Genomic DNA, 25798 nt, shown 5'->3' with positions numbered 1-25798 from the left:
GAAGTATCTGCACGTTTGGCCTGCTGCAAGCAATTTATACAAATGAAAGCCATGCCAATCAATAATTCAAATAAACATCAAACCTGCCCAATGAGCCAACCATAAAGAGACTTGAAACTTGTTATCGGACAAGTCCCCAATTTGTTATCTCATAAGCGACAACATTTTTATCTGGCAGCGCCTTTGTTCTTGTGAAAAAGCTTCAGTTTTCTTACTATAGCAAGCTCAAATGTTTGACTATCTTCCTCATTTTTAAACGAGAATGCATGAAATTTATCCATACTTCGGATTGGCATATTGGCCGTCAACTTCATAACCAGAGTTTGCTTGAAGATCAGCGTCATGTGTTGACGCAAATTGTTGAGTTGGCAGTGACCCATGATGTCGACGCAGTGATTATTGCCGGTGACATCTATGACCGTTCTATACCGCCAGCCAATGCGGTTGCTTTACTTGATGAAGTGGTCAATCGCTTAGTCAATGAACTCAATATCCCCGTTGTTATGATCGCTGGTAACCATGATGGTCATGAACGTTTAGGCTTTGCCTCTAGGCAGATGAGGGAGAGCGGTTTACATATTATAGGCCCTCTCAATAATGTGTTGGTGCCGATAGAAATAGTGGGTAAGTCTGGTAATGCCATTTTCTATGGTTTGCCCTATGCCGACCCTGCGATGGTGCGTCATGTGTTTGATTCTGACGTGAGCACCCACGAACAAGCGATGGCGCAACTGCTTGAACAGGTTATTGAGCATGATAGCCAAGATTTACCCAAGGTAGTGATAAGTCACTGTTTCCTCGATGGCGGCTGTGAGTCTGAATCTGAGCGTCCTCTGAGTATTGGCGGCGCGGATAAAATTTCTCCCACTGTGTTTACTCCTTTTAGTTACGCTGCTTTAGGTCATCTTCACGGACCACAGTATAAGGGCGAGGAGCATGTTCGCTATTCAGGTTCCATCTTAAAATATTCATTTAGTGAGCAGCATCAGAAGAAGTCAGTGACTTTAGTGGAGCTGACGCCCGAGGGCAAGGCGAGCATTGAACTGTTACCTCTGAGTGCGATGCGCGATGTACGTATTATTGAAGGTGAGCTCGATATGCTACTTGAACTGGGTAAAGTTGACTTGCATCGAGACGATTACCTGATGGTTAGGTTGCTGGACAAGAAGGCTATTTTAGATCCCATGGGCAAGCTCAGAGCCGTTTATCCCAATGTATTGCATCTGGAACGTACCGGTTTGATGGCTAATAATAGCCAGCTTGCTATCGGTCGTGATCATATTAAAAAGGGCGAACTCGATATGTTCACTGATTTTTTCTCTCAAGTCTCTGGTGAGCCTATGACTGATGCGCAGCAAGCCGTGATGGTCAATGCCATTGATGAGCTACATAAAGTGGAGAGTACGTCATGAGGCCACTTATTCTGAGTATGTCTGCATTTGGTCCGTTTGCTTCGACTCAAGAGGTTGATTTCTCTGCTTTAGGCACCAACCCGCTTTTTTTAATCAATGGACCGACTGGTGCGGGTAAAACCACCATCCTCGATGCTATCTGCTTTGCGCTTTATGGTAAAACCACTGGTGATGAGCGTGAAGGCAGTCAGATGCGCTGTGATGTGGCAGATAATAACCTACTGACAGAGGTGACCTTTAGTTTCAGCTTAGGTGAGTTTCAGTATCGCATCCGTCGAGTACCAGAGCAGCATCGAGCCAAAAAAAGTGGCGAGGGTTTTACGGTGCAAAAGCCGGAAGCTCAGTTGTATCGGATAGACAAAGATGGCTCAGAGCATCTGCTGGTGGCGAGCAAGGTCTCTGAAGCCACTGCAGAGATTGAGCAACTTACTGGCCTTGATGCCGATCAGTTCCGTCAGGTAATGGTATTGCCCCAAGGCAAGTTCCGTGAGTTGTTGATGGCAGACTCTAAAGACAGAGAGAAGATATTTAGTCAGCTGTTCCAGACGCAAATTTATCGAAAGATTGAAGATAAATTGAAACTTCAAGCATCAGCTATCCGTAATGAAGTGCGAGATGGGCGTAATAAACGTGACGGTATACTTCAAAGCGTCGAGCTCGGCTCTGATGAAGCCTTGACTGCTGAGCTGACAGATATATCGCCTAAGCTCGCCAGTGCCTCTGAGAGTAAAGAGCTGGCGACGTCGGCGTTGATTGAGGTTAATAAACAGTTTGAATCTGCCAAAGTGTTGATCAGTGATTTCTACTCTCAAGCTAAATTGCAACAGATGGCGACATTGTTGGCTGAGCAAAAAGTGGGTATTGAACAGCGTCAATATCAAATTGAAAATGGCCAAAAAGCACTGCAAATCAAGCCGATGTTAGATGCGTCGCTGGCTCGTGAGTCTGAGGTGGTTCAAGCTCAGAACGTGATAACACAAGCCCAGTCAGCCAAGCTGCACAGTGAGCAAGATCTTACACTTGCTCAAGCTAAATTTACTACTTTGGACGAAGAAGATCTGAAATTACAACAGTCTCAGGGTGAAGAGATGAGATTAACTCAGCTGATCCCACAGTTGCAGGGGCTGGATAATCTGCAAAAAGAGCTAATCCAAGCCAATAGTAGTCTTGGGCAAGCTAAAGATAAAGGGATTAAAGGCAAAGCTATATTAGATGCTTTATTGGCAGATAAGCACGGTGCTGAACTGCAACTTCCCCAACTGGAACTGCAGGCTACTGAGCTGGTGAATGTCCAGCAAACTGTGACCGCTCACAATGACACTGTTGAGCGCTATCATCAATGGCAGCTAGCGAGAGGTAATGCAGATAAAACCCAACAAGCGTTGCTGAAAGCCGAGGAGAAAGGCAAGCAGCTTCGTCTCGATGCCAAAGACAGAGAAGATGTTTATGATCAACTACAACTGATCTGGCATCGCGGGCAGGCCAGTGTATTAGCGCAAAAACTTAACCCTGGAGAGCCTTGTCCTGTATGTGGTAGTGCTGTGCACCCCAATCTTGCTTATAGCGAGCATGCTTTGCCCTCTGAAGAGGATTTAGAATCAAGCAAGCAGGCGTGTGAAGTGGCAAATTATGCCTTAAATCAACTTATTTCCGACTACAAAGGATTAAAGGCCCAGTTACAGGAGCAGGTGAAGCTAAGGGATGAGTATCAACAAAGACTCGGTGAGTGGTCATCTCACTCTTTAGATTCGCTACAGGTACATCAACAACAGTTACAGGGGCAAGCTGAGCAAGCTAATACCGCAGCTAAGATGTTAACTAAACTTAGGCAGAAGATCCAAGAGTGGCAGTCAAAAGAGAGGGCGTTACAGATTCAACTTGACCTTGAGCGAGATATCTTTCAAGGGCTACAGAATAGAGTCTCTGAGCTTCAGGGAAAGTTGGAACAGGTGCTCGCCACAGTACCTGAACAAGAGCGTAGCTTAGATGTGCTTAACAGTGCGATAAATCAAGTGAAACAGAAGTTAACAATTATTCAGCAAAACATAAGCACGATTCGCCAGTCGCATACTCAAGCTCTTGAGCAAGATGCTATGCACAAAGCAGCATTTGCAGCGGCTCAGTCAAGCTTTAGTCAGGCAAAAAATCAAAGTGATAGGGCGCAAGCAGAGCTTATTTCACATCTATCGTCATCCGGTTTTAATGATAAACAAGCATTAGTACAGGCCTTGTTGTCGGCTGAAGAGGTTAAACGGATAAGTGATGACATTGCAGATTATCAACAGGCATGTATTGCTAACCAAACGTCATTAACCCAACTTAATGAGAAGTTGTTCGAACAGGTTAAACCTGAACTGAGTGAAGTTGAAGCGTGTTTAGTGGCGACTAAGGCTAAGCAACGAGAAGCCGAACAGCTATGGCAAGTCTTACATGGCCGAGTGACACAATTGACTCAAACGCAAAAACAGTTGAAGGATGCCGATGCTCGGGCCAAGAAGTTAGAGGATGAATACGCGATTATCGGCACTTTGTCTGATGTCACCAACGGTCAGACAGGCAATAAAATTAGCTTGCAGCGGTTTGTCCTTAGCGTGTTACTCGACGATGTGCTACTCGAAGCGAGTCATCGTCTGCAGTTAATGAGTAAAGGGCGTTATCGATTAATACGCAAAGAAGATAGGTCTAAAGGTAATAAGGCTTCTGGGCTTGAATTGGAAGTTGAAGACGCTTACACCTCCAAGGTGCGTCCTGTTGCGACCTTAAGCGGTGGCGAGAGCTTTATGGCTGCTTTATCGATGGCATTGGGATTATCAGAGGTGGTGCAGGCTTATGCGGGAGGAATTAAGCTAGATACTCTGTTTATCGATGAAGGGTTTGGCAGCTTAGATCAAGACTCGCTGGATTTAGCCATTCGCACCTTGATGGATCTGCAGTCTGCGGGCCGCATGATTGGGGTTATCTCCCATGTGTCAGAGATGAAAGAACAGATTGGTACTCGCATCGATATCATCAAAACGATCAATGGCAGTAAGACGGTCATTGTATTGCCATAGCTTTTTAAGCTTTTTAAGCTTTAAAGTTGAAAGCGGAAGGGATCTAAAGCTCAGCTGTTAGCCTGAGCTTAGGTATTCATTAATAATAATTATTGAATTTGTTTCGTGGAACAGTTTGTAAATTGGTTTTTTTTTGGTATAAATTGACTTGCTAGTATAATTTTAAGACTAATCGTTTCAGTTTTTTACACTTGTAACTAAACCGTGAAAGTCACTGAGGATATTGTAATTTCATTGCAATGATAGGTGATGTATTCATGTCAGGATTGCTCCAGTTTCATGTGAGTTAAGTTCGATGTAAAATATAATAAAGTTAGATGGGGCTAAAGTTGCATATTCGTAAAACATCATTTTTTAAGATGCCGCAGTTAAATGTTCAGGTGTTGTCATTTTCGCAGAAGTCGAATGTTCACAAGAAACTTATTTTGGGTGCTGGACTGCTGTTAGGCGCGGCGATTTTATGGCCCAGTCAACAGGAATTTTTACCTCAACGTATTCCCATCGATCTCGATATTGACACCTTAGTGGCACAGTTGACACCCTCACCCCCTTTTGAAGCGTTAAGCAGTAAGCCCGATTATGTCAAGAGTATTGCTTCTGGCGATACCTTAAGTGGTTTGTTTGTTGAGGCGGGTGTAGATCAAAATACCATGCATCATGTGCTTGAGGCTGATCTTGATGTTCTAGCATTGGACACGCTAAAACCAGGCAATAAGATCAGTTTCTGGCTGGATGATAAAGGCGAGTTGCAAAAACTTGAGCTTTATTTTTCGGCTGCACGACAAGTGGTGTTTAGTCGTTTTGATGATGGTGATTATAAGGTTGAAGAGATCAATATCGATGGGATCTGGCAAAGTCGCACCGTTTCTGGCGATATTCAAGGTTCTTTCTATGTGTCAGCGAAAAGAGCAGGCTTGAATGCTGCTGAAATTCAGCGTGTCGAGTCCTTGCTAAAAGAGAAGTTAAATTTTTCCAGAGACCTTAGAGCTGACGATACTTTCTCTGTTTTGATGAACGATCAGTTTATTGACGGTAATGAAACTGGGGCAAGTGAAATATTAGGGGTTACCATCCACCGTGGTCGCAGCGATATTAATGCTTATCAAAACCGTGACGGAAATTTTTATGATGATCAAGGTCGTAGCTTATCCCGCGCTTTTCAGCGTATACCGTTGCAGGCCAATTATCGTATCAGCTCCAGCTTTAATCGTAATCGACATCATCCCGTCACTGGGCGTGTCACGCACCATAACGGCACCGATTTCGCTACGCCAATAGGCACCAAGATTGTCGCTCCAGGTGATGGTATAGTCTCAATGGTGACTAAACATCCTTATGCTGGAACCTATGTAGTGATTGAGCATGGAAATAAATACCGTACTCGTTACCTTCATCTTTCTAAGGCATTGGTGCATAAAGGTCAGCGGGTTTCCCGTGGTCAAGTTATTGCGCTATCTGGCAATACTGGACGGGTAACGGGTCCCCATCTTCACTATGAGTTCCATGTAAATGGTCGTCCGGTGAATGCGATGAAAGCCAATATTCCCATGGCAAGCCAGTTATCGAATAAAGAGATGAGCGAGTTTCAGCAGCTGGTTAGAATACGCCAAATGATGATGGGCATGAGCTAAGCTTATTGTTCATTACAAACCAAAACGCCAGCAGAGAGATACTGGCGTTTTGGTTACAATACTGAGTGCTAAGCGTATGGGTTCGAGTGGTGATCGATTTGGGTTAGTAACAAGCGCAGATCAAATTCGAGCTGGTGGTAATCCCCTTCCATATGACAGCAAAGTTGATAGAAGGCTTTGTTATGATCTTTCTCTTTCAGATGGGCCAATTCATGGACGACCAACATACGCAGAAATGGCTCCGGCACGCGCTTTAATCGTGACGATATACGGATCTCATTTTTAGCCTTAGTCTTACTTCCTTGCACTCGAGACACATAAGAGTGCAAGCCTAGTGCTTGGTGGCTTAAGCTAATTTTATCATCAAAGAGAACTTTCGATAGTGGCTGAGACTTACGCAAATACTGGTTTTTAATTGCCATCGTATAGTCATACAGTGCTTTATCGGTACGAATTTCATGGGCTTTAGGGTAGCGTTTGAGTAAGACCGTTTTCAGTTTATCATCGTTAAGTAGGTTGGAAACTTGATCTTGTATCTCTTGCCGATAGCCATTGAGGTATTTGAGTGGATTCATAATAAGTCAGACTGTGGTGAATATATTGAGAGCATAGCGTGATGAGAAAGCCGAACCTAGTAGATACTAGGCTCGTGCTCTGTTGAGACTGTAACTTATCCCCTTGTTCAGGTTAGGTTACACATTGTCCCAAACATTGAAGATATGCTGATTGTGATAAGCATAAGCTACGTCAAATGCAGGCTTTTGAAAGCGTTTAAGCTCTAACCCATCAAAGTCGACAAGAGGTGGATTACGCTTTAGGCGCTCTTTCACTGTGACAGGTGACATTAATATCACTGGCAAATCGAGTAACTGGATGGCGGCTTCAGCTTTAAAGCTGGTCGCACTACCGGCTAGTTTACCTTTTTGCTCACGGGCAATAATCACGATTTTATCGACATGGTAATCTTGCATCAATTTACTGAATGCAAAGTGAAAATCACGGATCGATTCTGTCGCTTCTGAGTGTGAAATTACAAATGATTGTTGGCGACAATCAGGCACGTTAAAAGTCTCACCTTCATAGCTCAATAAGCAGACAACGGCTTCGCCACCTTTTAATTCAACGCCACAAACTCTCATGTTACACCTTAAATAAAACAATATTGCGCGCATTGTACAGTGAAACGTGTCGAGGGTCAGCGTTTAGATTTAACTGAATGAGATTTTCCTTTGAAAAAACCATAAAAGTACAGTGGGTTTATATTTGCTCATGAAATTAACTTTAAGGTTTAAAGGTCTTCTATTGCATGAGAACAAGGATCAGAAAAATCATTAGAGGGGATAAAGGATGAACAATATTCGATATGGCTACTTAGTCGCGGTGCTAGTGCTTTTCTTATCAGCTTGCACCAGTTTAGATAAACATCCAGTTTATGTCGAAAAGGGAGTGGCAATTAATGGCTATGATCCTGTTGCTTATTTTGCAGAAAATGCCCCTGTGAAGGGAAGTGAGCTATTTAAGGTCGAGCATGAACAGGTGATTTGGCTATTTAGCTCTGCTGAGAATCTAGCTCAGTTTGAATATCAGCCAGAGCGGTATCTGCCGCAATATGGCGGTTACTGTGCCTATGCCATGTCTCACGGTTTTGTGGTCGACACGGTACCGGAAGCCTTTACTGTTCTTAATGATAAGTTATACCTGAATTACAGCTTAGGGGTCAGAGAAACTTGGCTTGAAGACACCAAAAGTTATGTCGATCGCGCCGATAAGCAGTGGGACAAGAAGTTAACAAAATAAGCGCCTCGTTACAAAAAAGCCCTATCACGGTTACAGCGGTAGGGCTTTTTAATGTTAATCATATTAAAGAAGATTAATCTTCAGGTGTATCTTGCAGCTTAGATTTAGGCTTTCTTAACATAGGCGCATCACCAATATCGATGCCCGTGATAAAGCGCTTATCTTTAGCCACTTTAGGCTTCGGCTTAGCATTTTTCTTAGGCGTTACTTTAGTACGCTTGGCATTACTTGATACATTCTTGCCAGCCTTAGGCCTATCTTTTAGGCCTGAGAACTTGCCTTTAAGACCTTCGATAGTGCTCAATTCGAAGCCTCTATTCAAAAACTGTTGCACCTGTTTAAAGTTAACCCAATCTTTAGGTCCAACTAAAGATACCGCGTCTCCTTTAGCGCCTGCACGCGCAGTACGACCGATTCGGTGTACATACTCTTCGGGTAGCTTAGGCATATCGAAGTTAATAACCAAAGAGACATTCAATAGATCGAGACCACGGGATGCGACATCGGTTGTCACCAAAATATCCTGCATGCCACGGCTAAATTGATCCATGATTTGATTACGGGCGTTTTGGTTAAGATCGCCACTGAGCGAGGCTGTGTTAAAGCCATCTTCGGCGAGCTTCTTGGCTAAACGGTCGGTATCTTGGCGAGTTGCGGTAAAGATAATGACTTGCTTTTGATTACCACTTTTAAGAATGCTGAGTAATAAAGCTTCTTTATGGTCAAGGTGATCACACAGGTAGATTTTCTGAGTAATATCTTGGTTTTCAATATTGCCAGCCCCCACAGCCACATGCTTAGGGTCTTTCAATAACTCTGCGGCAATCTCGTTAATCTCACCATGATCTAAGGTTGCTGAAAACATCAAGGTTTGACGACGCTTATGATCGGCTGCGGCATTGATGGCTTTAAGCTGTTGGGCGAAACCTAAGTCGAGCATACGGTCAGCTTCATCTAGAATAAGCAACTCTAGGCCATTCAGGTGTATATGATGCTGTGCTAAGTGGTCTGCAAGTCGGCCTGGCGTGGCAACGATAAAGTGAGGCTCACGAGATAATAATTTAGCTTGATCGTTAAAATTCTCACCACCGAGAATTTTCATGGCTTTGTATTGAGTATTGGCGACTAACAGACGCAACTGGCTGTAAACCTGATTAGCAAGCTCTCGAGTCGGCAGTAAAATAAGTACTCTTGGGTCACGCTTGCTCAAGGCTCTGCTTGAAATGACTCTCTGCATTGCCGGTAACAAAAACGCTAAGGTTTTACCCGAGCCTGTTTTTGATGACGCCATCAGGTCTTTTCCTGCAAGACCAACGGGAATCGCCTTCTCCTGAATCTCAGTAGGTGTCGTGATACCCATATGATCGAGAGTCTGTAATAGACGAGTGTCCAGGGAAAATTCGGTAAATTGCAAAGGGGGGTGCTCCAAGATTAATTTGACCGAGCATTATAACCTAAGTTTATGCTGTTCAGCCATAGAGAACACTTGATTCATCTCATTTCCGTTTTAGGTGATGATCTTTTATTATTGCGAATATTCGTTTGTCGCGATATAAGGGGTTATTAATGAAAGTAGAGAGTCGATAATGGCAACGATTGGAATTGCGTTAGGCAGTGGTGCTGCTAAAGGCTGGGCACATATTGGGGTGCTCAATGGGTTGGCGGAGATGGGGATTAAACCTGATAAAGTCTCAGGTTGTTCAATTGGTGCGCTTGTTGGTGCGGCTTATGCGAACGATCAACTAGATGAACTTGAAACTTGGGTGCGTAGCTTTTCCAGTTGGGACGTATTGGGCTTGATGGATTTGAGTTGGCGCAAAGGTGGGCTGATTGGCGGTGAGAAAGTGTTCGATGTGATCCAAAGTCGGATCGGCGATCTACAGATAGAGCAGCTTCAGCGTCCCTTAATTGCAGTGGCTACGGATCTCTATTCTGGACAGGAGATCTGGTTTAAAGAGGGGGATCTACGCCATGCGATTCGCGCTTCTTGCTCTATGCCTGGTATTTTACCGCCGGTGAAACTAGGTGATCGTTGGCTTGTCGATGGTGCAGTGGTGAATCCTGTGCCAGTGTCTGTTAGTCGGGCCATGGATGTCGATGTGGTGATAGCGGTGGATCTTAATGGCCAAAGGCGAGGTCGCATGCAGGTTCTACCTATCGATATGGCCTGTAATAAGCCTTCGGTTGAAGAGCGAGTACAAGCCCAAGCTCATGAAGAAACAGGGTTTATGGATTTGCTCGCCCGAGGTAGAGATTATGTCACTAACTTGACTGATAAATTTTCAATGGGCAGTCGCTCAAACCCTGGCATGTTAGCTGTAATGTCACAGTCTATGGACATACTCGAGCAACGCTATAAGCGAGCGAGGTTAATGGGTGATCCACCTGATATCTGTCTCATTCCAGACGTTGGAGATATCGGTACCATGGAATTTCATCGCGCTGAAGAGGCGATTGCCGCAGGTGAGTTAGCGGTCAAACTTGCCAGACATCAAATTGAGGTGAGATTGGAGGGTTACTGATAAACAATTGTTTATCCTTATTTTTTACGCTTTTTGGTCTAATAGTGAACAATATACAGGATATGGGTTATTCATTTAGCCCTAAGTTTCTAGTATGTAGTCAACGGGACTGAATATATGAAGAAAATTTTAGTGGTCGATGATCAACTTGCTATGCGAAATATGTTTAAGAAAATTCTAGTCTATGATGGTGTTGAGGTTACCCTTGCTGAAAATGGTGCTCTAGCTTACCGAGCGGCTCAATTGGTGGATTATGATATGGTTATTACTGATTTTTATATGCCGAAATTTAATGGTATTGAGCTGATCCAAAAGTTAAGAGAGTTAAGATCTTATATCGGCATACCTATCTTAATAGTATCGACAGTCAAACTGTTCAGCGCTTAAAGATCAGGCAAAACTTGCTGGAGCTACTGGTTGGTTTTGTAAACCCATCAAACAAAATGAGTTAATGCCTACTGTGTTGCAACTGCTTAATTTACATTAATTGAGTGAGTTTTATTCCTCTTCATCTTTATTTTCAAATCCTTATTTAAAAGATTAGTTTCGGCGTAATTAATGCATATGAATGTTCATATCTTCCTAATACGCCGAATTTTTGACAATGAATCCAATCGTTAATACTACAAGCACAGCAAGTCAGCTGACTAACACTAGTCTTGCTGATAAATATGGTATCAACAGTAACCAAGCTGAAGCAGGAAAGCATAGCGATAAAGTGAGCTTAAGTCAGACCAGTCACTCGTCGAAGGTTGGCAGCAAGGAGCAGGTTAAAGATGAGTCGGTGTCCCTGTCACCTAGAGCCGTTCGAGCGCAGAAGATTGAGAGTATGGCGAAAGATTTTTTTGCTGATGGTAATTTCTCAAGCACTGATTTGCCTAAGTTGGTTCAGAGATTATATCAAGACGGTATTTTATCAGAAACTCAACTAAACCGTTTGTCACAGGGAGGCATCGAACTGCCAAAGTCTCAAGATAAAGTGCAAGATATGAAGACATTTATCCAATCAAAGCGCAATGAATTTGAAAAAACATCTCAAGATGACAAGTCTATGTCGAATGTATTGATCACGTTATTGGATGACGCAGAGTCCGTGTTAGATAATATGGACAGTGTACAAAGTAAAGAAACCAGCCAAGAAGCCGCACGGGTTTCCTCTCAACTGAATGTTTACCTACAGGCCGATGTTGAGATGAGTGCGAAAGATAAAGATCAATGGCAAGGGCTTAAATCCTTGATGCAACTGGCTTCCTCTATGGGGGATAGTCAGCAAGCTGGCGGACAGCTCAATAGTTACTTAGCTTTAGGAAAATATTAACATTTGAAATAAAATTTTCTTGTAAGTTTTATCCACAACTTTTACCTTTTTTATCCTTTATCTAGCCCGATTTATCGGTATGGTCAAGGGGCAAATATGAGATAAGTGGCCTCAATGGCACTTATGTTTTGTTCTTTTCTCACATCCGCAATAATATGATCAAGATCAATGTTCTCAACGTTAGTTTGTAGCTTAATACGCAACATATTGTGCTTTCGATCTAAACTAACACTATATGTGGTGTTAATTGCAGCTTCACTTGAGGAGATTATAAACAATGCCAGTGGTTATTAAGCGAGATGGTTACCGCACGCCTTTTGACGAAACAAGGATTAGAGATGCAGTTGCAGCAGCGGCAATCTCGGCAGGTATTGAAGATAATAGTTATGCAAATCAAGTGGCAAATAGAGTCGCTGAATCTGTGGCTGATAAGCAAGAGATTGATATTCACGACCTACAAGATGTGGTTGAAAATCAACTTATGGAAGGGCCATATAAGTCCTTAGCACGCGTGTATATTGAATATCGTCATGACAGAGATCTACACCGCGAAACTAGCAGCCGTTTAAACCGTGAGATCCGTGGTTTAGTCGATCAGAGCAATGCCGCGCTTCTCAATGAAAATGCCAATAAAGATGCAAAAGTGATCCCGACTCAAAGGGATCTACTTGCTGGTATTGTGGCTAAACATTATGCGACCAGACATATATTGCCAAAAGATGTGGTCGCGGCCCATGAATCGGGTGAGATCCATTATCACGATCTCGATTATGCACCATTTTTCCCTATGTTTAACTGTATGTTGATAGATCTTGCAGGCATGTTGACCCAAGGTTTCAAAATGGGTAATGCCGAGATAGATACTCCTAAGTCAATTTCGACAGCGACAGCCGTAACAGCACAAATTATTGCGCAGGTTGCCAGTCATATTTATGGTGGCACTACCATCAATCGCATCGATGAAGTGCTCGCGCCTTTTGTGAAGAAGAGTTATGACAAGCATTATCAAGTCGCCCTGAAATGGGAGGTAAAAGATGCAAAAGCGTTCGCGACTGCGCAAACGGAGAAGGAGTGTCATGATGCTTTCCAGTCTCTTGAGTATGAGGTTAACACTTTACACACTGCCAATGGTCAAACCCCTTTTGTGACCTTTGGTTTTGGTTTAGGCATCTCTTGGGAGTCTCGACTAATCCAATCTTCTATGATGCAGGTGCGGATAGCAGGATTGGGTAAGAATCGTAAAACGGCTGTCTTTCCTAAACTGGTTTTTGCTATTCGTGATGGTGTTAATCACAAAGTGGGTGATTGCAACTACGACATTAAGAAGTTAGCACTTAAGTGCGCCACAATGCGTATGTACCCAGACATTCTTAACTACGAACAGGTCGAGAAAGTAACAGGTTCATTCAAAACGCCTATGGGTTGTCGAAGCTTTCTTGGCACCTATGAAGAGAATGGTGAGTTAATTCATGAAGGTCGAAATAACTTAGGGGTTGTGAGCCTTAACTTGCCGCGTGTTGCCTTAGAATCAAAAGGTGATGAAGCCGAGTTCTATCGGATTCTAGATCAGCGTTTAGTAATTGCCCGTAAAGCACTTGATACTCGTATTGAACGTCTTGAAGGCGTGAAAGCCAGAGTGGCTCCAATCCTGTATATGGAAGGGGCTTGTGGTGTGCGATTAAATGCCGATGATGAGATCTCAAGTATCTTTAAAAATGGCCGAGCCTCTATCTCTCTTGGTTATATTGGTTTGCATGAAACCATTAACGCGCTGTTTGGTTTAGATAAGCATCTGTATGATTGCGAAGTGCTGCGAGAGAAGGCTATCGAGATTATCAAGTATATGAAGGCTGCCACAGAGAAGTGGACTGAAGAGACGGGTTACGCCTTTAGCCTCTACAGTACACCGAGTGAGAACCTTTGTAGTCGCTTCTGTAAACTAGATACTCAGGTGTTTGGCGTGGTAGAAGGTGTGACTGAAAAGGGTTATTACACAAATAGCTTTCACCTTGATGTTGAGAAAGCCGTTAATCCTTATGACAAATTAGATTTTGAGCAACCTTATCCTGAATTAACCAGTGGTGGATTTATCTGTTACGGGGAATACCCCAATATGCAGCATAATATCGAAGCCTTAGAAGATGTATGGGATTACAGTTTTAGTCGCGTTCCCTATTATGGCACTAACACACCCATTGATGAGTGTTACGATTGTGGCTTTACAGGTGAGTTTTCCTGTACCAGTAAGGGATTTACCTGCCCTAAGTGTGGTAATCACGAGCCGAGCCGAGTGTCTGTAACACGCCGTGTGTGTGGTTATTTAGGCAGCCCAGATGCGCGTCCATTTAATTTCGGTAAGCAAGAAGAAGTTAAGCGCAGAGTGAAGCACCTATAACAATAGAGCTGCTGCGCATTTCTATGTAGGCCACTATTGTGGCAAGGCATGAAGATAACAGACTTTTTTATGCTAAAGCATGGATTATGTAAGCCACTGCCGTGGCAAAACATAAAGATAACGAACTTTTTTGCTAAAGCATAAATAGAGCTGATATCCATTGTGCTGGCTCTTAAATAGATAACCTCCAGATAAGTGAGACGCCATTTTGCGACTCAGCTTACTCGGAGGTGATATTTTTTTATGAACTCATTAACTCTTAAGAAAATGCGATGAATTATCACCAATATTTTCCGGTCGATGTGATTAATGGACCCGGTACCCGTGCTACCTTGTTTGTCTCTGGTTGTGAACATCAGTGTCGCGGTTGTTATAACCAGTCGACTTGGAATCCTAGTCACGGGCATGAGTTTGATCAGCAGATGCAAGATCAAGTGTTGCGGGATTTAAAAGACACCCGCATTAAGCGCAGAGGATTATCCTTATCTGGTGGCGATCCACTTTTTCCTGACAATCTAGCATCAATACTCGCTTTAGTTAAACGAGTTAAAGCCGAGTGTCCAGAGAAAGATATCTGGCTTTGGTCTGGCTATCGACTCGATGAGTTAAGTGAAGCGCAAAAAGCGATTATCGCTTATGTTGATGTGCTGGTGGATGGAAAATTTGAGCAGGTGTTGGCGGACCCCAGTTTGCAATTCAGAGGAAGCAGTAATCAAATTATTCACTGCCTGAGTGGTGGGTGAGCTTGATTTTCTTCTTTTGAGCGGTATTTAGTTAAGCCAATTGTCTATTTGAAATTCAGGTGTTCGGTGATCACGCAGAAAAGCGGTAACTGTATTCGCCCAGATGCTGTTATAATGCCGTCATCAGATCCAATTAATTATTATAAAACAGCCATTATATGTAGCTAAACGGCATCTAAAAACAGGATTTATCTTGTTAATAAGTCGTTTCGGTATTGAGGCTGTTTTTGCATTTTATAGAATTTTTAAGGCACGAAGATGAATTTAAAAGAAGAACTTCATGGACTCAGCGATAAACTAGAACAGTTTCGTCGTAAATTAGCTGCAGCAGAAAAGCGCGCTGATAAAGGTATCATGTTGCAGTTTAGACAAGAGATAAACGCAGTGACTAAGCGTATTGCGAGTGTTAAAGCACAGCAGACTCGAGAACTGAGTAAACAGGGTGGTTCGGTCATGGGCTTGAAGTTCAACCGCGCGCTAACGAAAGAAGAACAAGCCGATATGGGTAAGTTCAAGAAAACAGTTAAGGGTCTTGTTGTGGTTCATCCCATGACGGCACTTGGCCGTGAAATGGGTATTAAGGTTGTGACTGGCTTTGCAGCAAAAGAGTTTTAAATACTGATAAATTAGTTAGCTAGCGATTAATTATTAGTGAGCGATATCAATTTTTTTTGTTGTCGCTCAGCATATCCTCTTATGCGCTGATGAAGTGGGTCTACTATCCTTAAGATGAAGTAATAGTCGATTAAATCGCTAAGCTATTTCACTTATTGGAAAAAAACGATAAAATTCGGCCTATTATGTAGAGAAATAAAATGTACTATTTTGCTTCTTTTATTCATTGGTAAACATTCATCTCGTTGTTTTCTTGATTTATTGTTGTCTCAGGGAAGAGAGTTGTTAAGGTTATTTCATGTCGATTAAGTATGTCGCTTCTTCAACGTTACCCACCTCTTGGGGTGTGTTTGATATGCATGGTTTTGAAGATACAGAGACAGGTAAAGAGCATGTGGCACTGACATTTGGTGTTCTCGATGCTGGGCTCCCTACGTTAGGCCGAATTCATTCCGAATGTTTAACAGGTGATGCACTGTTTAGTTTACGTTGCGACTGTGGTTTTCAGTTGCAAACTGCAATGCAGAATATTGCGGAAGCAGGACAAGGTTTTATTCTTTATCTACGTCAAGAGGGACGTGGTATTGGTTTGTTGAATAAAATCCGCGCTTATGAGTTACAAGATCAAGGTGCAAATACCGTAGAAGCTAATGAAAAATTAGGCTTTGCCGCTGATATGCGTAAATACGATATGATTTTACCTATGATGGAAAAGATAGGTATTAATCAAGTCAGACTAATGACAAATAATCCGCGCAAGGTGCAGGCGATGCAGGAGTTAGGGATTAAGGTTGTTGAGCGCATTCCTTTACAGGTCGGTAAAAACCGATACAATGAGGCTTATCTTAAAACTAAGTCTACCGAGCTTGGTCATATGATGTCAGAACATTACTTCGCCGTTGATGGTGATTCATAGCTTTTGTAGAATGTTTTTATAGATCGTTCTCTGGGTATTCTAGATTTTTATCCTATCACACGTTATATTCAGTACCATATAAATACACTTATTTGTTAATGTATGGTTCTGAATAAAATCATCTTTGTAGTTTTATGTTTTATCTCCCTTTCATTGCCTGTTCACGCAACAGAAGAAGATTTTACTCACTATGCATTTGCAAACTATCTTGGCAGTGGTCTGTATCGTACGGCAGGGCAAAATACGACAGTCGTAAACTTGCCGTTAAGTTTCAATATTCAACAAAGTGATACCGAGTCATTAACGCTTCGTACTCCCATTTCACTCGGTTTTTTTAATTTTAAGTGGGATGATATTCCTGGAGGTGACTTCCCGTCGAGTGTTGGAACCGTTACTTTTACTCCCGGTGTTGAGTATCGTATGCGTACGGCTGAAGATCATGAATTTCAAACTTATTTCGATCTGGGTTATGGCAAAAACTTAAATTCCGGAGCAAATGTCGCCATTATGTCCACAGGTGTTTCGAGCCTTTTGGATCTAAATGTTAAGCAAAACACGCCAGTTTGGGTTAACCGTTTGTTTTTTGCGGGCTACAGAAGTTTTGACGGTTTTCAGGCTGAAACCTATTCAGCGATACAATCTGGGATCGATATTGGTACCGATATCCATTGGCGTTGGAATTGGTTAGGTGTAGATGTTGAGCCCAGAATCTTTGCTGCTGGTTACTGGTATTTTGATAAGTTACGCTTTGTGACTCCTTTTGAAAATAATGTACTTGTGTCTCATAGTGTTGAGTTCGGTGCGACCTTAGCTTTTTCTAAGCCCATACCACTGGGAGTGGATGGGCATCGACAGGTTAGGTTTGAGTGTAAGGTCTGGAAATGGGATCCAGGTGTGGCGTTTAATATTTGAGTTTCCTATTTAGTCTAACACTCGACCCACCACTGGCATTACGGTTAAATATGAACAGCCAGAATACGCCGCATACTAATAGGTATTACCGTTACAATCTCATTCTCACTGGTCAATTTTCACATTCAGTTTTTCCTGATGCATAACAACTTGGCTGACGAGGGCAGGCTGCACCTCTTGAGCAGATAAGTCTGGCTTCATTTTCGATCCCCCGCTCTATCCAGTTTATGTTCAATATCTTGGCGACACTCATTAGATCTTTCTTGATTGAAGTCGGGATCTGAGCAGAACCGTTTTTACCGACACAGGCTTGTTTCAGCTCAGAAGCGATTGACCGTGAGTCTCCGCCTTGGGCGTCGATAGCTGGATTGAGATCGATACCTGCGCAAAGCACATGATTATTTCCCGCTAAATCTTCCACCTTTATTGATTCGCAGCAGTAAATTCTCGGCTCATCGGCCACATTGAGGATCGATATCTGTGCCGAGGTGCCTTGTGTGGGCTCATTTATCATTCTAAATACTGCCCAGTGTTGACATGGATCTTGCACTTGTCTCATATTGCCCCACGGAAGGGGAATGCCATTGCCTCTATATACGGCTTTTAGTTTTCCGGGAGCATAAGCATCGAAATAGTGCCAATGAGGGTAGGGTGACACTACGGTCATGCGACGCATGGCAACGGATGCCGAGATCCCCAGTTGTTCATGAACATTAATTTCATAGCCATGGCGGTCGAGTAGTTGCCTGAACGGCACTTTGGGGCAAAGTAATGCTCCAGCAAAAAAACTGGATTCAAAATCGCGCCAAGCATGCAAGATGTCTTGGGCGTTAACCGTGGAAGAGGCGGGCGTACCAAGCTCTCCAGATGCACCTATCTGGCTTCGTCCTGTGGTTAATACCGACTTTAAACCGTCTTTATTGTGCAATGCACAGTGTCCTATGTGTACTGCAAGATCGTATTTAAGCCTAAAGGGTACGTTTTGAAGTCGTTTATTGACATAGATGGTAGAGGGAGGCTCAAAGAAAGAGGTAATAACTTGTGTTGAGGTGACGCCCATCTCATCGATTACATCTTGTGGTGCCCGATCGACCCACTTTATCGTTAAGCCTATGCCTTTGGCGATATCCATAATGTCTTCTACTGCCAATGGCATTCGTTTCATGCCTATCTCTTCAGCCGCTCGTTCGAGATCGGGGAAGTGATTTTGGTGATGCTCTTGATGGGCTCGAATAAGCAGGTGAGCAAACTGTCTGCCGGTAATACCTGTTTGTGAAAGCATCTCTGGAATGGCAATTTGTAGTATGTCTTTGGAGAAAAGAAAGCTCGGCTCTAGTGCCATACCGCTTATGCCGCCACGGCGTCCCTTTTCAGGCGTAATAGCCTGATCTTCTGGCACATCATCTAAAAACCAATCGACCTCTTTTTGAAAAACGGTCGCGATAACGGCCATCATATTCGCGCTGGGAACTCGCTTCCCTCGCTCTATCATTGACAGGTATGAGATAGATGGGGCAGATTCAGGATCAACTCTCATGCACCTGGCTGATAGATCTTCCATGGTGAGATGGTTACGCTTTCTTAGATTACGTATCTTGGTTCCAAGAAAATGTGATTTGCGCATTAGACTTTGAGATTTGCTCATTTTGTAAAATTCACAATGTAAAATTTTAATTGTGAAATTGTAATGAAAAATTAGCTAGACTACAAATCAAGCAGTCGGGAAAGTTAATAAAACAGTTTTTTGCAATTAAGACTATCTCGGTGATGCGGTAATAAACGGAAAATCAAACCTAAGATTGAGCGAGAGGATAAGGCTATGAACACATCAACAATGAGAAGCACTCAAAACGAACAACAGATGAACGACCTTATCAGTGCTGATGTCGTGTCAATGGATGCTTATGCTGCATCTAAGGCAGAAGAGACTAAGGGCAATGCGAAAGAGTTTCTTGATACGACTTTTCCATTAGCAACGGGATCACATAAAGATGTCAGTAGCTATGTTGTTTATTACCAAAATCTATTAATGTTCTTTAAAGATGGCACTCATAGTGGTCTGCGTGACCCTCGTCAATTTGTTGCACTAAATGGCCATAAAAGTGAGCCTGCAGCTATTCTACTTCAAGATAAAGGAACACATGTGGCGTTAACATTTGATCGCTGTGGTATTAGCGGATCACAAGATTCGGCAAATATTGATGATATCCAACTTGAGGGACACGAGTATTGGATTAGTTTGCTTAATATTGATGAGCAGAACAGAGTATCAAAAGAGCAACAAGAACAAATGTTTACCGCTAAAGATGGCAGTGACTATCAGTTATAATATGCACTGTTAAAGTATTCGTTATCTAAAAAGGCTGCAAGACGATAAGTTTGCAGCCTTTTTTTATTGTCTATACGCAGTCAATACAGAGAAGGGAGATGACAGTGATATAAACCGTCAGATCTTAACCCTTGTTCAGGTTAGTTACCCCAGATATTGGCGTTTACCTGTGCATCATCGTTCGAGTCTTTACTTTGTTTAGCTGCCGTTTTGTCATTTGCTGCACGACGAGTTTTATCACTGGCTTGGTAGCCGTCGTCCCTTGGCTTGTGTGCAGGCAGAGGTAATTTATTCATCTTAAGGTAAAGATATTCAACTTTTTCTCTGGCCCAGAGAGTCTTACGCAAAAAACGTAAGCTGGATTTCATGCTAGGGTCATTCTTAAAGCAGCGAACATCGATCCTATCTCCGAGTTCTTCCCACCCGTAATATTCGACCAGATCTGTAAGTAGGGCTTCTAGCTTGATACCGTGCAGTGGATTATTTGCTTGTGTCATGTGTTTACTGGATCAGTTGAAATTAACTAGATTATACCAGTAAATCTGGTTGGGGATAAAGCAGGCAATAAGAAGAGGGCGTGAACGCCCTCTTAATTCTATCTATTGTTATACCAAGTTGCCTTAGTATCAGCTATTACTTACTGAAAGTGATTAATTACTGGAAGCTTAGCGTCCAAGAGTTTATCGTCCCAGTATCACGTCTGGCACTATCAACAGCCTTAAGTGTCCATTGACCTGCGGATTCAACCCCTGTCATATCGACATTATAGGTTTTGTTGATATCGTTAGCGCTGCCACCACTGTTATCATGGAGTATGGCGATTTGACCAGTAGGACTGTGTAGCTCAACTTGTAAGTCACCAATATAAGTATGTGAAATATCAACGATTACCGATACAGTACCTGAGTCACCTGTACGAGTTGCAGAGAGTGTACTGCTGATACCTGAAGATCTGTTATCAGGGATTGCGTAGCTGGTGTTGTTGGTGTAACTCGCTGCACCACCACCTGGGTTTCCACCGCCGTTTGATTCAGTATAGTTAGCCACTAAGCTCACGCCGCTAAATGCACTGTAACCTTGAACCATGACATAGTAAGTGCCAGTTTGGACATTGGTAATAGGGCAAGACTCGCTGTTTCCTCCTTTCCACGGACGACAATCATAACTACCAGTCGTGGGTGCTGCGCCATATTGAACATAAAGATCGGCATCTCCTGTACCACCGCTCATGGTAAAGCTTAAGTCTGACGCCCCCGCTGGAATATCGATTGAGTAATGAAGCTCTTCATTTTGTGCACCTACAAGGCTGGTTTTAGCTGTGCCATTAACCAGTACATTATCACCCGGTCCAGTGCCAGGATCGGTTGGACCATCACATGATTGATCTAAGTATGCTTTTGCTGCAACGGCATCGATAAGACCATGACCTGTCTTATCATCACGACCGGCAGTGCCTAGATCTTCCGCCGTGGCGTGAAGTGCAGAACGAATTTGGGCTGCGCTACATTCGGTGTGATGACTCCAAACTAAGGTTGCAACACCTGAAACGTGAGGTGTTGCCATAGAGGTACCATTATAATACTCGTAATCTTCATTGTCTGTATTTGCAACAGTGACGGTTGTTCCTACTTGTCCCTGAAGTGCTTGACCTGTAGCGCGACTAACAGAAACAGACACTAAAGGTGCATCATTGTTTGTATCGACTAGGAATGGATTTTGTAAACCCGGTAATGCGGTATTACTGTAGACAATAACCCCGCTAGCACCAGCACTGTTACAGGCCTTAACGGCATCGATGTCTGGATACGTATCGCCTTGGTTGCCAACTCGCTCAACAAGACAGATTTTATTGCTCATGTTGCCACAATTAAATGTCGTGCCCGATACCGTACACTCTGCTAATTCTGCAGTAACACTGCCAAATATCGGGGTGGCTACGTGATTTGTTCCAGATTTCACATAGCGGTTGTGGGGAACAACACCTTGTGTGAAGTAAGATTGGCCGCCGATTGTGATGTCGCCAAGACGTCCTTCTCCAACGGTTACGGTTGATAAAATCGCTTCACCTGGGCCAGATATTTCAACTTGATTGGTGTATTGAGAAAAAGCAGCATGGTCTTTGTTACTGTCGACCGCAGCTACAGACATCACAGCATCATAGGATGCAGGGTAGCTATGTGTATTATCACCGTCATTACCCGCAGCTGCGATAAGCAGTACACCATTGCTTTCATGGGCGTTGAGTGCATTGCGCTCCGTTGTACTAGAAGCTCCACCACCTAGACTCATGGTCACGACGTTAGCGCCATTGTTTACACAAGTATCGATAGCAGAAACAAGTGAGGATGAATATCCCCAACCTGATTCATTAAATACCTTGATAACATGAATATTGGCATTTTGATTTGGCATTACACCCACAACACCATCATTGTTCGCGATGGCTGCAATAGTGCCTGCGACATGTGTTCCGTGGGCATTGTTGTTACCAGGATCGTACCAGTTGCCTGTACCAGAGTTGTTGGTACCTGTGACGTTATTACCGCTGAGATCGCTGTGATCACGATCGTAGCCAGAATCGATAATGCAGATAGTACGGTTACCTGTTTGAGAGTCACTTAGACTCGTCGCTCCCACATAGGTTTGTCCCCAGGGGGTCGTTTCACTAAGAAGTCTTCTTGGTACATCCTCTTCAACATATTCTACATCTGGGCGTAGTTGAAGTACTCGAATACCTTTAGCGTTCAGTTTGGCTGTATAGCTGTTACTGCGACCTATTCGCTTCATCTCTTTGGCTGAGGCACTGTTCATTGCTCTGTGATGGGAGAAAACTTCATTAGATCTTGGTTCATAAAGCGCATCATTAAGTTCATTTGATTGAGATTGAAAGTTAGCGAGGGCGTTTGCATTTCTAAACTTGATGATATAACGCTTTGGTAGCGGAGATGTTTGCTCAATGCCTGAGTTTAGAGACTGTAATCCCGGGGTAAAGGCGGGGGCAGCAGTTACACTGGCAGAGATAGCCATTGCTAATACTGATAGGCTTAACGCCACCGTGGTGGTTTTTTTATTTGTCATAATTGCCTTCCATGTTAATTAGTTTTTATCATTATTATTAGATTGGTTTTTAGTCTTTTTGCTAAAAATCCAGTTACTCGACAATGAATGTATCCGCGTGTGATGCGTTTGTAAATGAAATGTATCTGCGAGGTTTTGAATTAAAATCATCTTGTAACAGTTGGGTTTTAGTGAGTAAATATTGCGTTTAAGATGCATGTTATTGCGAATTTTGCCGTTTTTACTGAATTAGTATGCGTTCATGTTGAGCGGGAATATTTTTGTATACAAAGTGGTTTTAATGATGGATATAAGCAGTAGTGTTTACTTGTTAACTATAAAGTTATGATTTTAAAATGATTAAATACTCGTTGATGTATGGAATATGTAATAACCAAAAGTAATAAGAGGGAGGGTTGGTTATTAGAGACACCGTTCATGCGTGTGCCGTGTTTTTAGTTCGTTTTTAATCGTGAAATATGAATTTGGATAATGATTTTTTGGAAGATCTTATTTAGTCAGTGGAAACCTGAGGAATGATTTTGTCTTTTAATATTGTCGAGGGTATTAATAAGAAGTAGCCAGTCATAATCTGAGTGGCTGCAATTTGATTTTTACATTTTCGATAATGAATATTTAGCAGCGTTATTTGTTTGTATAGGTGTTTAAACGTTCGTATCCGCCACCATTATAAGTATTGCTGTAACCGTTTTTAACTAAAGTTTCATTTGCTACACCACTACGACGACCGCTTCTGCAATAGAGTACAATGGATCTGTCTTTGTCTATGTGTAGTTTCTCAAGACCCATTTTAATACTTTGAAAGGGGATATTAATGGCATTTTTCAGATGTCCGGCAGCAAACTCTTCTGCGGTACGCACATCGACGATTAACGCTCCAGAATCAATTTTGTCCCAAGCTATTTGCGGATTTTCATCACCAGCAAGTGAGCTTTGACTGACAGAGAGCATTATCATAATAGTAAAGATGAGGTAACTCGGAGCTCTAAATACTTTGTTAATAAATTTCATTGTGTTGGCAGCCTTAGTGTTAGTTTCAAGTTTGCTCTTACTTATTTTTAGTTAAGTTAGGCATTATGGGTTTAGATCTTAAACTTTCATCAGTATAGCGGCAGTATAGGGTAGGGTAAATGACCTTATATAACTTGTGCCTCTAAAAAGTAACAGCTTGAATGTCTGATTAAAACGATCAGTTATTAGCCTTATTTCAATTACAAAGTTAACAATAAGCGGAGTATTAGCTCTCGACAGTCTTCCCTATTTGGCAGTAGGATGTTGATAGCCATTCTCGATGTGAGATGAAACCTATAAATTTGCCAGAAGAGCAAGAGATGTTGGGGAATAATAAATGGAAAAGCGTAATCGAATCGTAGCAGGTGGAAACTTACTTCAAGCTCATACCTGGAAAGGGTTACTAGAAGCCTGTGGAATAGAGGTTCAGTTGAAAGGTGAAGCGTTATTAGGCGGGATTGGAGAGTTACCTGTAGATCTACAAAATGTTGAACTTTGGGTGTGCGAGTCACAATATGAACAAGCAAAGGCTCAACTCGAATCACTGAATACTGAAAGTCCTCAATGGCAGTGTGTCCAATGCCACGAAATCAATGAAGATAGCTTTGAGCTTTGCTGGCAATGCAGTGCTGAAAGGTGTGTTCAACACAATTAAATTTTTTGGATTTTAATCATTTAAACTTACGTTATAGTCAGTTATTTTGGAGTGTCTGTCGTGCAACATAATGCAGCGTTTTTAGCTCTGGTGGAGAGTATATTGCCTCAGATCACAGCAGTGTCGGTTGAGGAGTATCAAAAAGATATTCGCTGGCAACTTATCGATGTTAGAGAAGATCATGAATGGCTAAAAGATCACCTTCCTAAGGCTTATCATCTGGGACGAGGGATCATTGAGCGTGATATTGAGACACAATTCCCTGATAAAACGACGCCTATTTTACTCTATTGTGGTGGGGGTTACCGCTCAGCCTTAGCTGCAGTGAACTTACAGATAATGGGTTATACAGATGTGGGCTCTTTAACTGGTGGATATAAAGCTTGGGTTCAAAATCAGCTACCGTTAGTAAAACCTCAATGAAAAATAGAGGAGCAGCGTAAGATGCAATACTTCCCCCTGTTTGTTGATACGACTCAATTAAAGATATTATTGATCGGTGCTGGAGAAGTTGCGAGTCGAAAATTAGAACTGTTGGCCAGAACTGAAGCATCAATCTGTGTTATTGCTGTTGATATCTCATCTGAGGTACAAACTTATGCAGATAACAAACGCATCTCCCTTGTTCAACGGACTGTGGTGGATGAAGATATAATTGGTGTTGATCTTGTCTATTTAGCGACGGCAAATAATGAGTTGAATACTCGTCTTGCACATTTGGCAACAAAAACAGGTATCTGGGTTAATGTTGTTGATAATCCTGGGCTTTGTCGTTTCATTACGCCGTCGATTGTTGATAGAGGTCGATTACAGATAGCGATAAGCACGGCAGGAGCTGCACCGGTATTTGCCAGAGAGTTACGTTCCCGTTTAGAGTCTTGGTTACCTCATTCGCTCACCAACTTATTTGATTTTGTCGCAGAACGGCGTAAAGAGGTGCAAGATAAGTTGCCTATTTTTAAGCAACGTAAACTTTTCTGGGAACATTTTTTTCGTGCTAACGGTGATAAATTTGATGAGAGAACCGCGTTATATTATGAAGACTCTTTTCAACATCTAGTTACTGAAGGTGAGATGTTATTAATTGACGACAACACTCCCATAGCGATGCTGCCGATAGCGGCTATGTCATTAATGCAGAAGTTAGATCATGTTTTTGCTAATGAGGAGTTGCCGCTAGCGCTTAATGAATTGGTAAGGCGAGATGCGACTAGATCGCCATTACTTGCTACCAATGAATTATCTCTACTGCTTAAGGCTGGCAAGCGGAATCTTGTTTATGCAGATGCCGATAAGATTGCACAGTTAAAAGCCCATTTCCCTATGGCCAAACACCTTAAACCGGGTTCACTCTAATCATTTACCAAGTTTCGGCTTCCAAAATGGAAGCTGAAACTATTTTAAGTCTATA

23 protein-coding genes are annotated in these 25798 nt (G+C 42.6%); 16 read left to right on the top strand and 7 right to left on the bottom strand.

Annotated elements, in window-relative coordinates; all coding sequences use genetic code 11:
* Positions 1-266 precede the first annotated feature (266 nt).
* The 3 genes from HWQ47_RS17010 to HWQ47_RS17000 all read left to right on the top strand — a co-directional run bounded on the left by HWQ47_RS17010 (position 267) and on the right by HWQ47_RS17000 (position 6096).
* Complete coding sequence (locus HWQ47_RS17010; RefSeq protein WP_269967252.1) at positions 267-1412, top strand: exonuclease SbcCD subunit D; 1146 nt, start codon at positions 267-269, stop codon at positions 1410-1412.
* Positions 1409-4465 carry an AAA family ATPase gene (locus HWQ47_RS17005; protein ID WP_269967251.1) on the top strand — a complete coding sequence of 1019 codons (3057 nt, stop codon included), beginning with the start codon at positions 1409-1411 and terminating at the stop codon, positions 4463-4465. Before HWQ47_RS17010 ends, HWQ47_RS17005 begins: the two co-directional genes overlap by 4 nt.
* Positions 4466-4794: 329 nt before the next feature.
* Positions 4795-6096 carry a peptidoglycan DD-metalloendopeptidase family protein gene (locus HWQ47_RS17000; RefSeq protein WP_442802064.1) on the top strand — a complete coding sequence of 434 codons (1302 nt, stop codon included), beginning with the start codon at positions 4795-4797 and terminating at the stop codon, positions 6094-6096.
* A 68-nt stretch (positions 6097-6164) separates the two neighbouring features.
* On the opposite strand, the gene HWQ47_RS16995 is transcribed toward HWQ47_RS17000, so the two are convergent.
* A complete protein-coding gene (locus tag HWQ47_RS16995; protein WP_269967250.1) occupies positions 6165-6671 on the bottom strand; it encodes a M48 metallopeptidase family protein in 507 nt (168 codons plus the stop codon).
* Between the two features lie 117 nt (positions 6672-6788).
* Positions 6789-7235 carry a DUF3010 family protein gene (locus tag HWQ47_RS16990; RefSeq protein WP_269967249.1) on the bottom strand — a complete coding sequence of 149 codons (447 nt, stop codon included), beginning with the start codon at positions 7233-7235 and terminating at the stop codon, positions 6789-6791.
* A 208-nt stretch (positions 7236-7443) separates the two neighbouring features.
* Here HWQ47_RS16990 and HWQ47_RS16985 point away from each other — a divergent pair, with 208 nt between their 5' ends.
* Positions 7444-7893 (top strand): YHS domain-containing (seleno)protein, encoded by a 450-nt coding sequence (locus HWQ47_RS16985; RefSeq protein WP_269967248.1) that lies wholly within the window; start codon positions 7444-7446, stop codon positions 7891-7893.
* Between the two features lie 73 nt (positions 7894-7966).
* Here HWQ47_RS16985 and HWQ47_RS16980 read toward each other — a convergent pair whose 3' ends face one another.
* Positions 7967-9307: a DEAD/DEAH box helicase gene (locus HWQ47_RS16980; RefSeq protein WP_269967247.1), complete on the bottom strand. Its 1341-nt coding sequence runs from the start codon at positions 9305-9307 to the stop codon at positions 7967-7969.
* A 172-nt stretch (positions 9308-9479) separates the two neighbouring features.
* On the opposite strand from HWQ47_RS16980, the gene rssA reads away from it, so the two are divergent.
* The 8 genes from rssA (at position 9480) to HWQ47_RS16940 (ending at position 17314) form a co-directional block, all read left to right on the top strand.
* Entirely contained in the window at positions 9480-10415 is a 936-nt protein-coding gene (gene rssA / locus HWQ47_RS16975; RefSeq protein ID WP_269967246.1) for a patatin-like phospholipase RssA, read from the top strand.
* Between the two features lie 117 nt (positions 10416-10532).
* Entirely contained in the window at positions 10533-10802 is a 270-nt protein-coding gene (locus HWQ47_RS16970; protein WP_269967245.1) for a response regulator, read from the top strand.
* A gap of 217 nt (positions 10803-11019) precedes the next feature.
* Entirely contained in the window at positions 11020-11733 is a 714-nt protein-coding gene (locus tag HWQ47_RS16965) for a hypothetical protein (RefSeq protein ID WP_269967244.1), read from the top strand.
* 277 nt (positions 11734-12010) lie between these two features.
* Positions 12011-14128 carry an anaerobic ribonucleoside-triphosphate reductase gene (nrdD, locus tag HWQ47_RS16960; RefSeq protein ID WP_269967243.1) on the top strand — a complete coding sequence of 706 codons (2118 nt, stop codon included), beginning with the start codon at positions 12011-12013 and terminating at the stop codon, positions 14126-14128.
* Positions 14129-14400: 272 nt separating this feature from the next.
* Entirely contained in the window at positions 14401-14871 is a 471-nt protein-coding gene (gene nrdG / locus HWQ47_RS16955; protein WP_269967242.1) for an anaerobic ribonucleoside-triphosphate reductase-activating protein, read from the top strand.
* Between the two features lie 258 nt (positions 14872-15129).
* On the top strand, positions 15130-15486 hold the full coding sequence (locus HWQ47_RS16950; RefSeq protein WP_269967241.1) for a YibL family ribosome-associated protein: 357 nt from the start codon (positions 15130-15132) through the stop codon (positions 15484-15486).
* A 298-nt stretch (positions 15487-15784) separates the two neighbouring features.
* The gene (gene ribA / locus HWQ47_RS16945) at positions 15785-16402 is read left to right on the top strand and encodes a GTP cyclohydrolase II (RefSeq protein ID WP_269967240.1); all 618 of its coding nucleotides are present in this window, start codon (positions 15785-15787) and stop codon (positions 16400-16402) included.
* Between the two features lie 102 nt (positions 16403-16504).
* The gene (locus HWQ47_RS16940) at positions 16505-17314 is read left to right on the top strand and encodes a hypothetical protein (RefSeq protein ID WP_269967239.1); all 810 of its coding nucleotides are present in this window, start codon (positions 16505-16507) and stop codon (positions 17312-17314) included.
* A 112-nt stretch (positions 17315-17426) separates the two neighbouring features.
* Here the strand turns inward: HWQ47_RS16940 and HWQ47_RS16935 are convergent, their stop codons facing one another.
* Entirely contained in the window at positions 17427-18959 is a 1533-nt protein-coding gene (locus HWQ47_RS16935; protein ID WP_269967238.1) for a DUF3612 domain-containing protein, read from the bottom strand.
* Between the two features lie 174 nt (positions 18960-19133).
* On the opposite strand from HWQ47_RS16935, the gene HWQ47_RS16930 reads away from it, so the two are divergent.
* Positions 19134-19643 (top strand): malate synthase, encoded by a 510-nt coding sequence (locus tag HWQ47_RS16930; RefSeq protein ID WP_269967237.1) that lies wholly within the window; start codon positions 19134-19136, stop codon positions 19641-19643.
* A 140-nt stretch (positions 19644-19783) separates the two neighbouring features.
* Here the strand turns inward: HWQ47_RS16930 and HWQ47_RS16925 are convergent, their stop codons facing one another.
* From HWQ47_RS16925 to HWQ47_RS16915, 3 genes are all read right to left on the bottom strand, one after another.
* Positions 19784-20140, bottom strand: a complete 357-nt coding sequence (locus HWQ47_RS16925) for a VF530 family protein (RefSeq protein WP_269967236.1) — start codon at positions 20138-20140, stop codon at positions 19784-19786.
* Between the two features lie 157 nt (positions 20141-20297).
* On the bottom strand, positions 20298-22721 hold the full coding sequence (locus HWQ47_RS16920; RefSeq protein ID WP_269967235.1) for a S8 family serine peptidase: 2424 nt from the start codon (positions 22719-22721) through the stop codon (positions 20298-20300).
* 624 nt (positions 22722-23345) lie between these two features.
* Complete coding sequence (locus HWQ47_RS16915) at positions 23346-23732, bottom strand: rhodanese-like domain-containing protein (RefSeq protein ID WP_269967234.1); 387 nt, start codon at positions 23730-23732, stop codon at positions 23346-23348.
* A 337-nt stretch (positions 23733-24069) separates the two neighbouring features.
* On the opposite strand from HWQ47_RS16915, the gene HWQ47_RS16910 reads away from it, so the two are divergent.
* Genes HWQ47_RS16910 through HWQ47_RS16900 form a run of 3 tightly spaced genes read left to right on the top strand, consistent with a single transcriptional unit; the run spans position 24070 to position 25743 of the window.
* Positions 24070-24387 carry a putative signal transducing protein gene (locus tag HWQ47_RS16910; RefSeq protein WP_269967233.1) on the top strand — a complete coding sequence of 106 codons (318 nt, stop codon included), beginning with the start codon at positions 24070-24072 and terminating at the stop codon, positions 24385-24387.
* Between the two features lie 60 nt (positions 24388-24447).
* Entirely contained in the window at positions 24448-24810 is a 363-nt protein-coding gene (locus HWQ47_RS16905) for a rhodanese-like domain-containing protein (RefSeq protein WP_269967232.1), read from the top strand.
* Positions 24811-24831: 21 nt separating this feature from the next.
* Positions 24832-25743 carry a precorrin-2 dehydrogenase/sirohydrochlorin ferrochelatase family protein gene (locus HWQ47_RS16900; protein WP_269967231.1) on the top strand — a complete coding sequence of 304 codons (912 nt, stop codon included), beginning with the start codon at positions 24832-24834 and terminating at the stop codon, positions 25741-25743.
* Positions 25744-25798 lie beyond the last annotated feature (55 nt).

Source organism: Shewanella sp. MTB7 (genome assembly GCF_027571385.1).
GTDB lineage: Bacteria > Pseudomonadota > Gammaproteobacteria > Enterobacterales > Shewanellaceae > Shewanella.
Note: the sequence above shows the minus strand (reverse complement) of the source record. Positions and strands in the feature narration are given on the sequence as shown.

Bases quoted from the DNA above. Each gene is read 5' to 3' on its own strand.
- HWQ47_RS16970 (WP_269967245.1), top strand. From the start codon at position 10,533: ATGAAGAAAATTTTAGTGGTCGATGATCAACTTGCTATGCGAAATATG.
- HWQ47_RS16915 (WP_269967234.1), bottom strand. From the start codon at position 23,732: ATGAAATTTATTAACAAAGTATTTAGAGCTCCGAGTTACCTCATCTTT.
- HWQ47_RS16900 (WP_269967231.1), top strand. From the start codon at position 24,832: ATGCAATACTTCCCCCTGTTTGTTGATACGACTCAATTAAAGATATTA.
- HWQ47_RS16910 (WP_269967233.1), top strand. From the start codon at position 24,070: ATGGAAAAGCGTAATCGAATCGTAGCAGGTGGAAACTTACTTCAAGCT.
- HWQ47_RS16935 (WP_269967238.1), bottom strand. From the start codon at position 18,959: ATGAGCAAATCTCAAAGTCTAATGCGCAAATCACATTTTCTTGGAACC.
- nrdD (WP_269967243.1), top strand. From the start codon at position 12,011: ATGCCAGTGGTTATTAAGCGAGATGGTTACCGCACGCCTTTTGACGAA.
- ribA (WP_269967240.1), top strand. From the start codon at position 15,785: ATGTCGATTAAGTATGTCGCTTCTTCAACGTTACCCACCTCTTGGGGT.
- HWQ47_RS17005 (WP_269967251.1), top strand. From the start codon at position 1,409: ATGAGGCCACTTATTCTGAGTATGTCTGCATTTGGTCCGTTTGCTTCG.
- HWQ47_RS16965 (WP_269967244.1), top strand. From the start codon at position 11,020: ATGAATCCAATCGTTAATACTACAAGCACAGCAAGTCAGCTGACTAAC.
- HWQ47_RS16950 (WP_269967241.1), top strand. From the start codon at position 15,130: ATGAATTTAAAAGAAGAACTTCATGGACTCAGCGATAAACTAGAACAG.
- HWQ47_RS16985 (WP_269967248.1), top strand. From the start codon at position 7,444: ATGAACAATATTCGATATGGCTACTTAGTCGCGGTGCTAGTGCTTTTC.
- rssA (WP_269967246.1), top strand. From the start codon at position 9,480: ATGGCAACGATTGGAATTGCGTTAGGCAGTGGTGCTGCTAAAGGCTGG.
- HWQ47_RS16920 (WP_269967235.1), bottom strand. From the start codon at position 22,721: ATGACAAATAAAAAAACCACCACGGTGGCGTTAAGCCTATCAGTATTA.
- HWQ47_RS16930 (WP_269967237.1), top strand. From the start codon at position 19,134: ATGAACACATCAACAATGAGAAGCACTCAAAACGAACAACAGATGAAC.
- HWQ47_RS16925 (WP_269967236.1), bottom strand. From the start codon at position 20,140: ATGACACAAGCAAATAATCCACTGCACGGTATCAAGCTAGAAGCCCTA.
- nrdG (WP_269967242.1), top strand. From the start codon at position 14,401: ATGAATTATCACCAATATTTTCCGGTCGATGTGATTAATGGACCCGGT.
- HWQ47_RS17010 (WP_269967252.1), top strand. From the start codon at position 267: ATGAAATTTATCCATACTTCGGATTGGCATATTGGCCGTCAACTTCAT.
- HWQ47_RS16940 (WP_269967239.1), top strand. From the start codon at position 16,505: ATGGTTCTGAATAAAATCATCTTTGTAGTTTTATGTTTTATCTCCCTT.
- HWQ47_RS16990 (WP_269967249.1), bottom strand. From the start codon at position 7,235: ATGAGAGTTTGTGGCGTTGAATTAAAAGGTGGCGAAGCCGTTGTCTGC.
- HWQ47_RS16995 (WP_269967250.1), bottom strand. From the start codon at position 6,671: ATGAATCCACTCAAATACCTCAATGGCTATCGGCAAGAGATACAAGAT.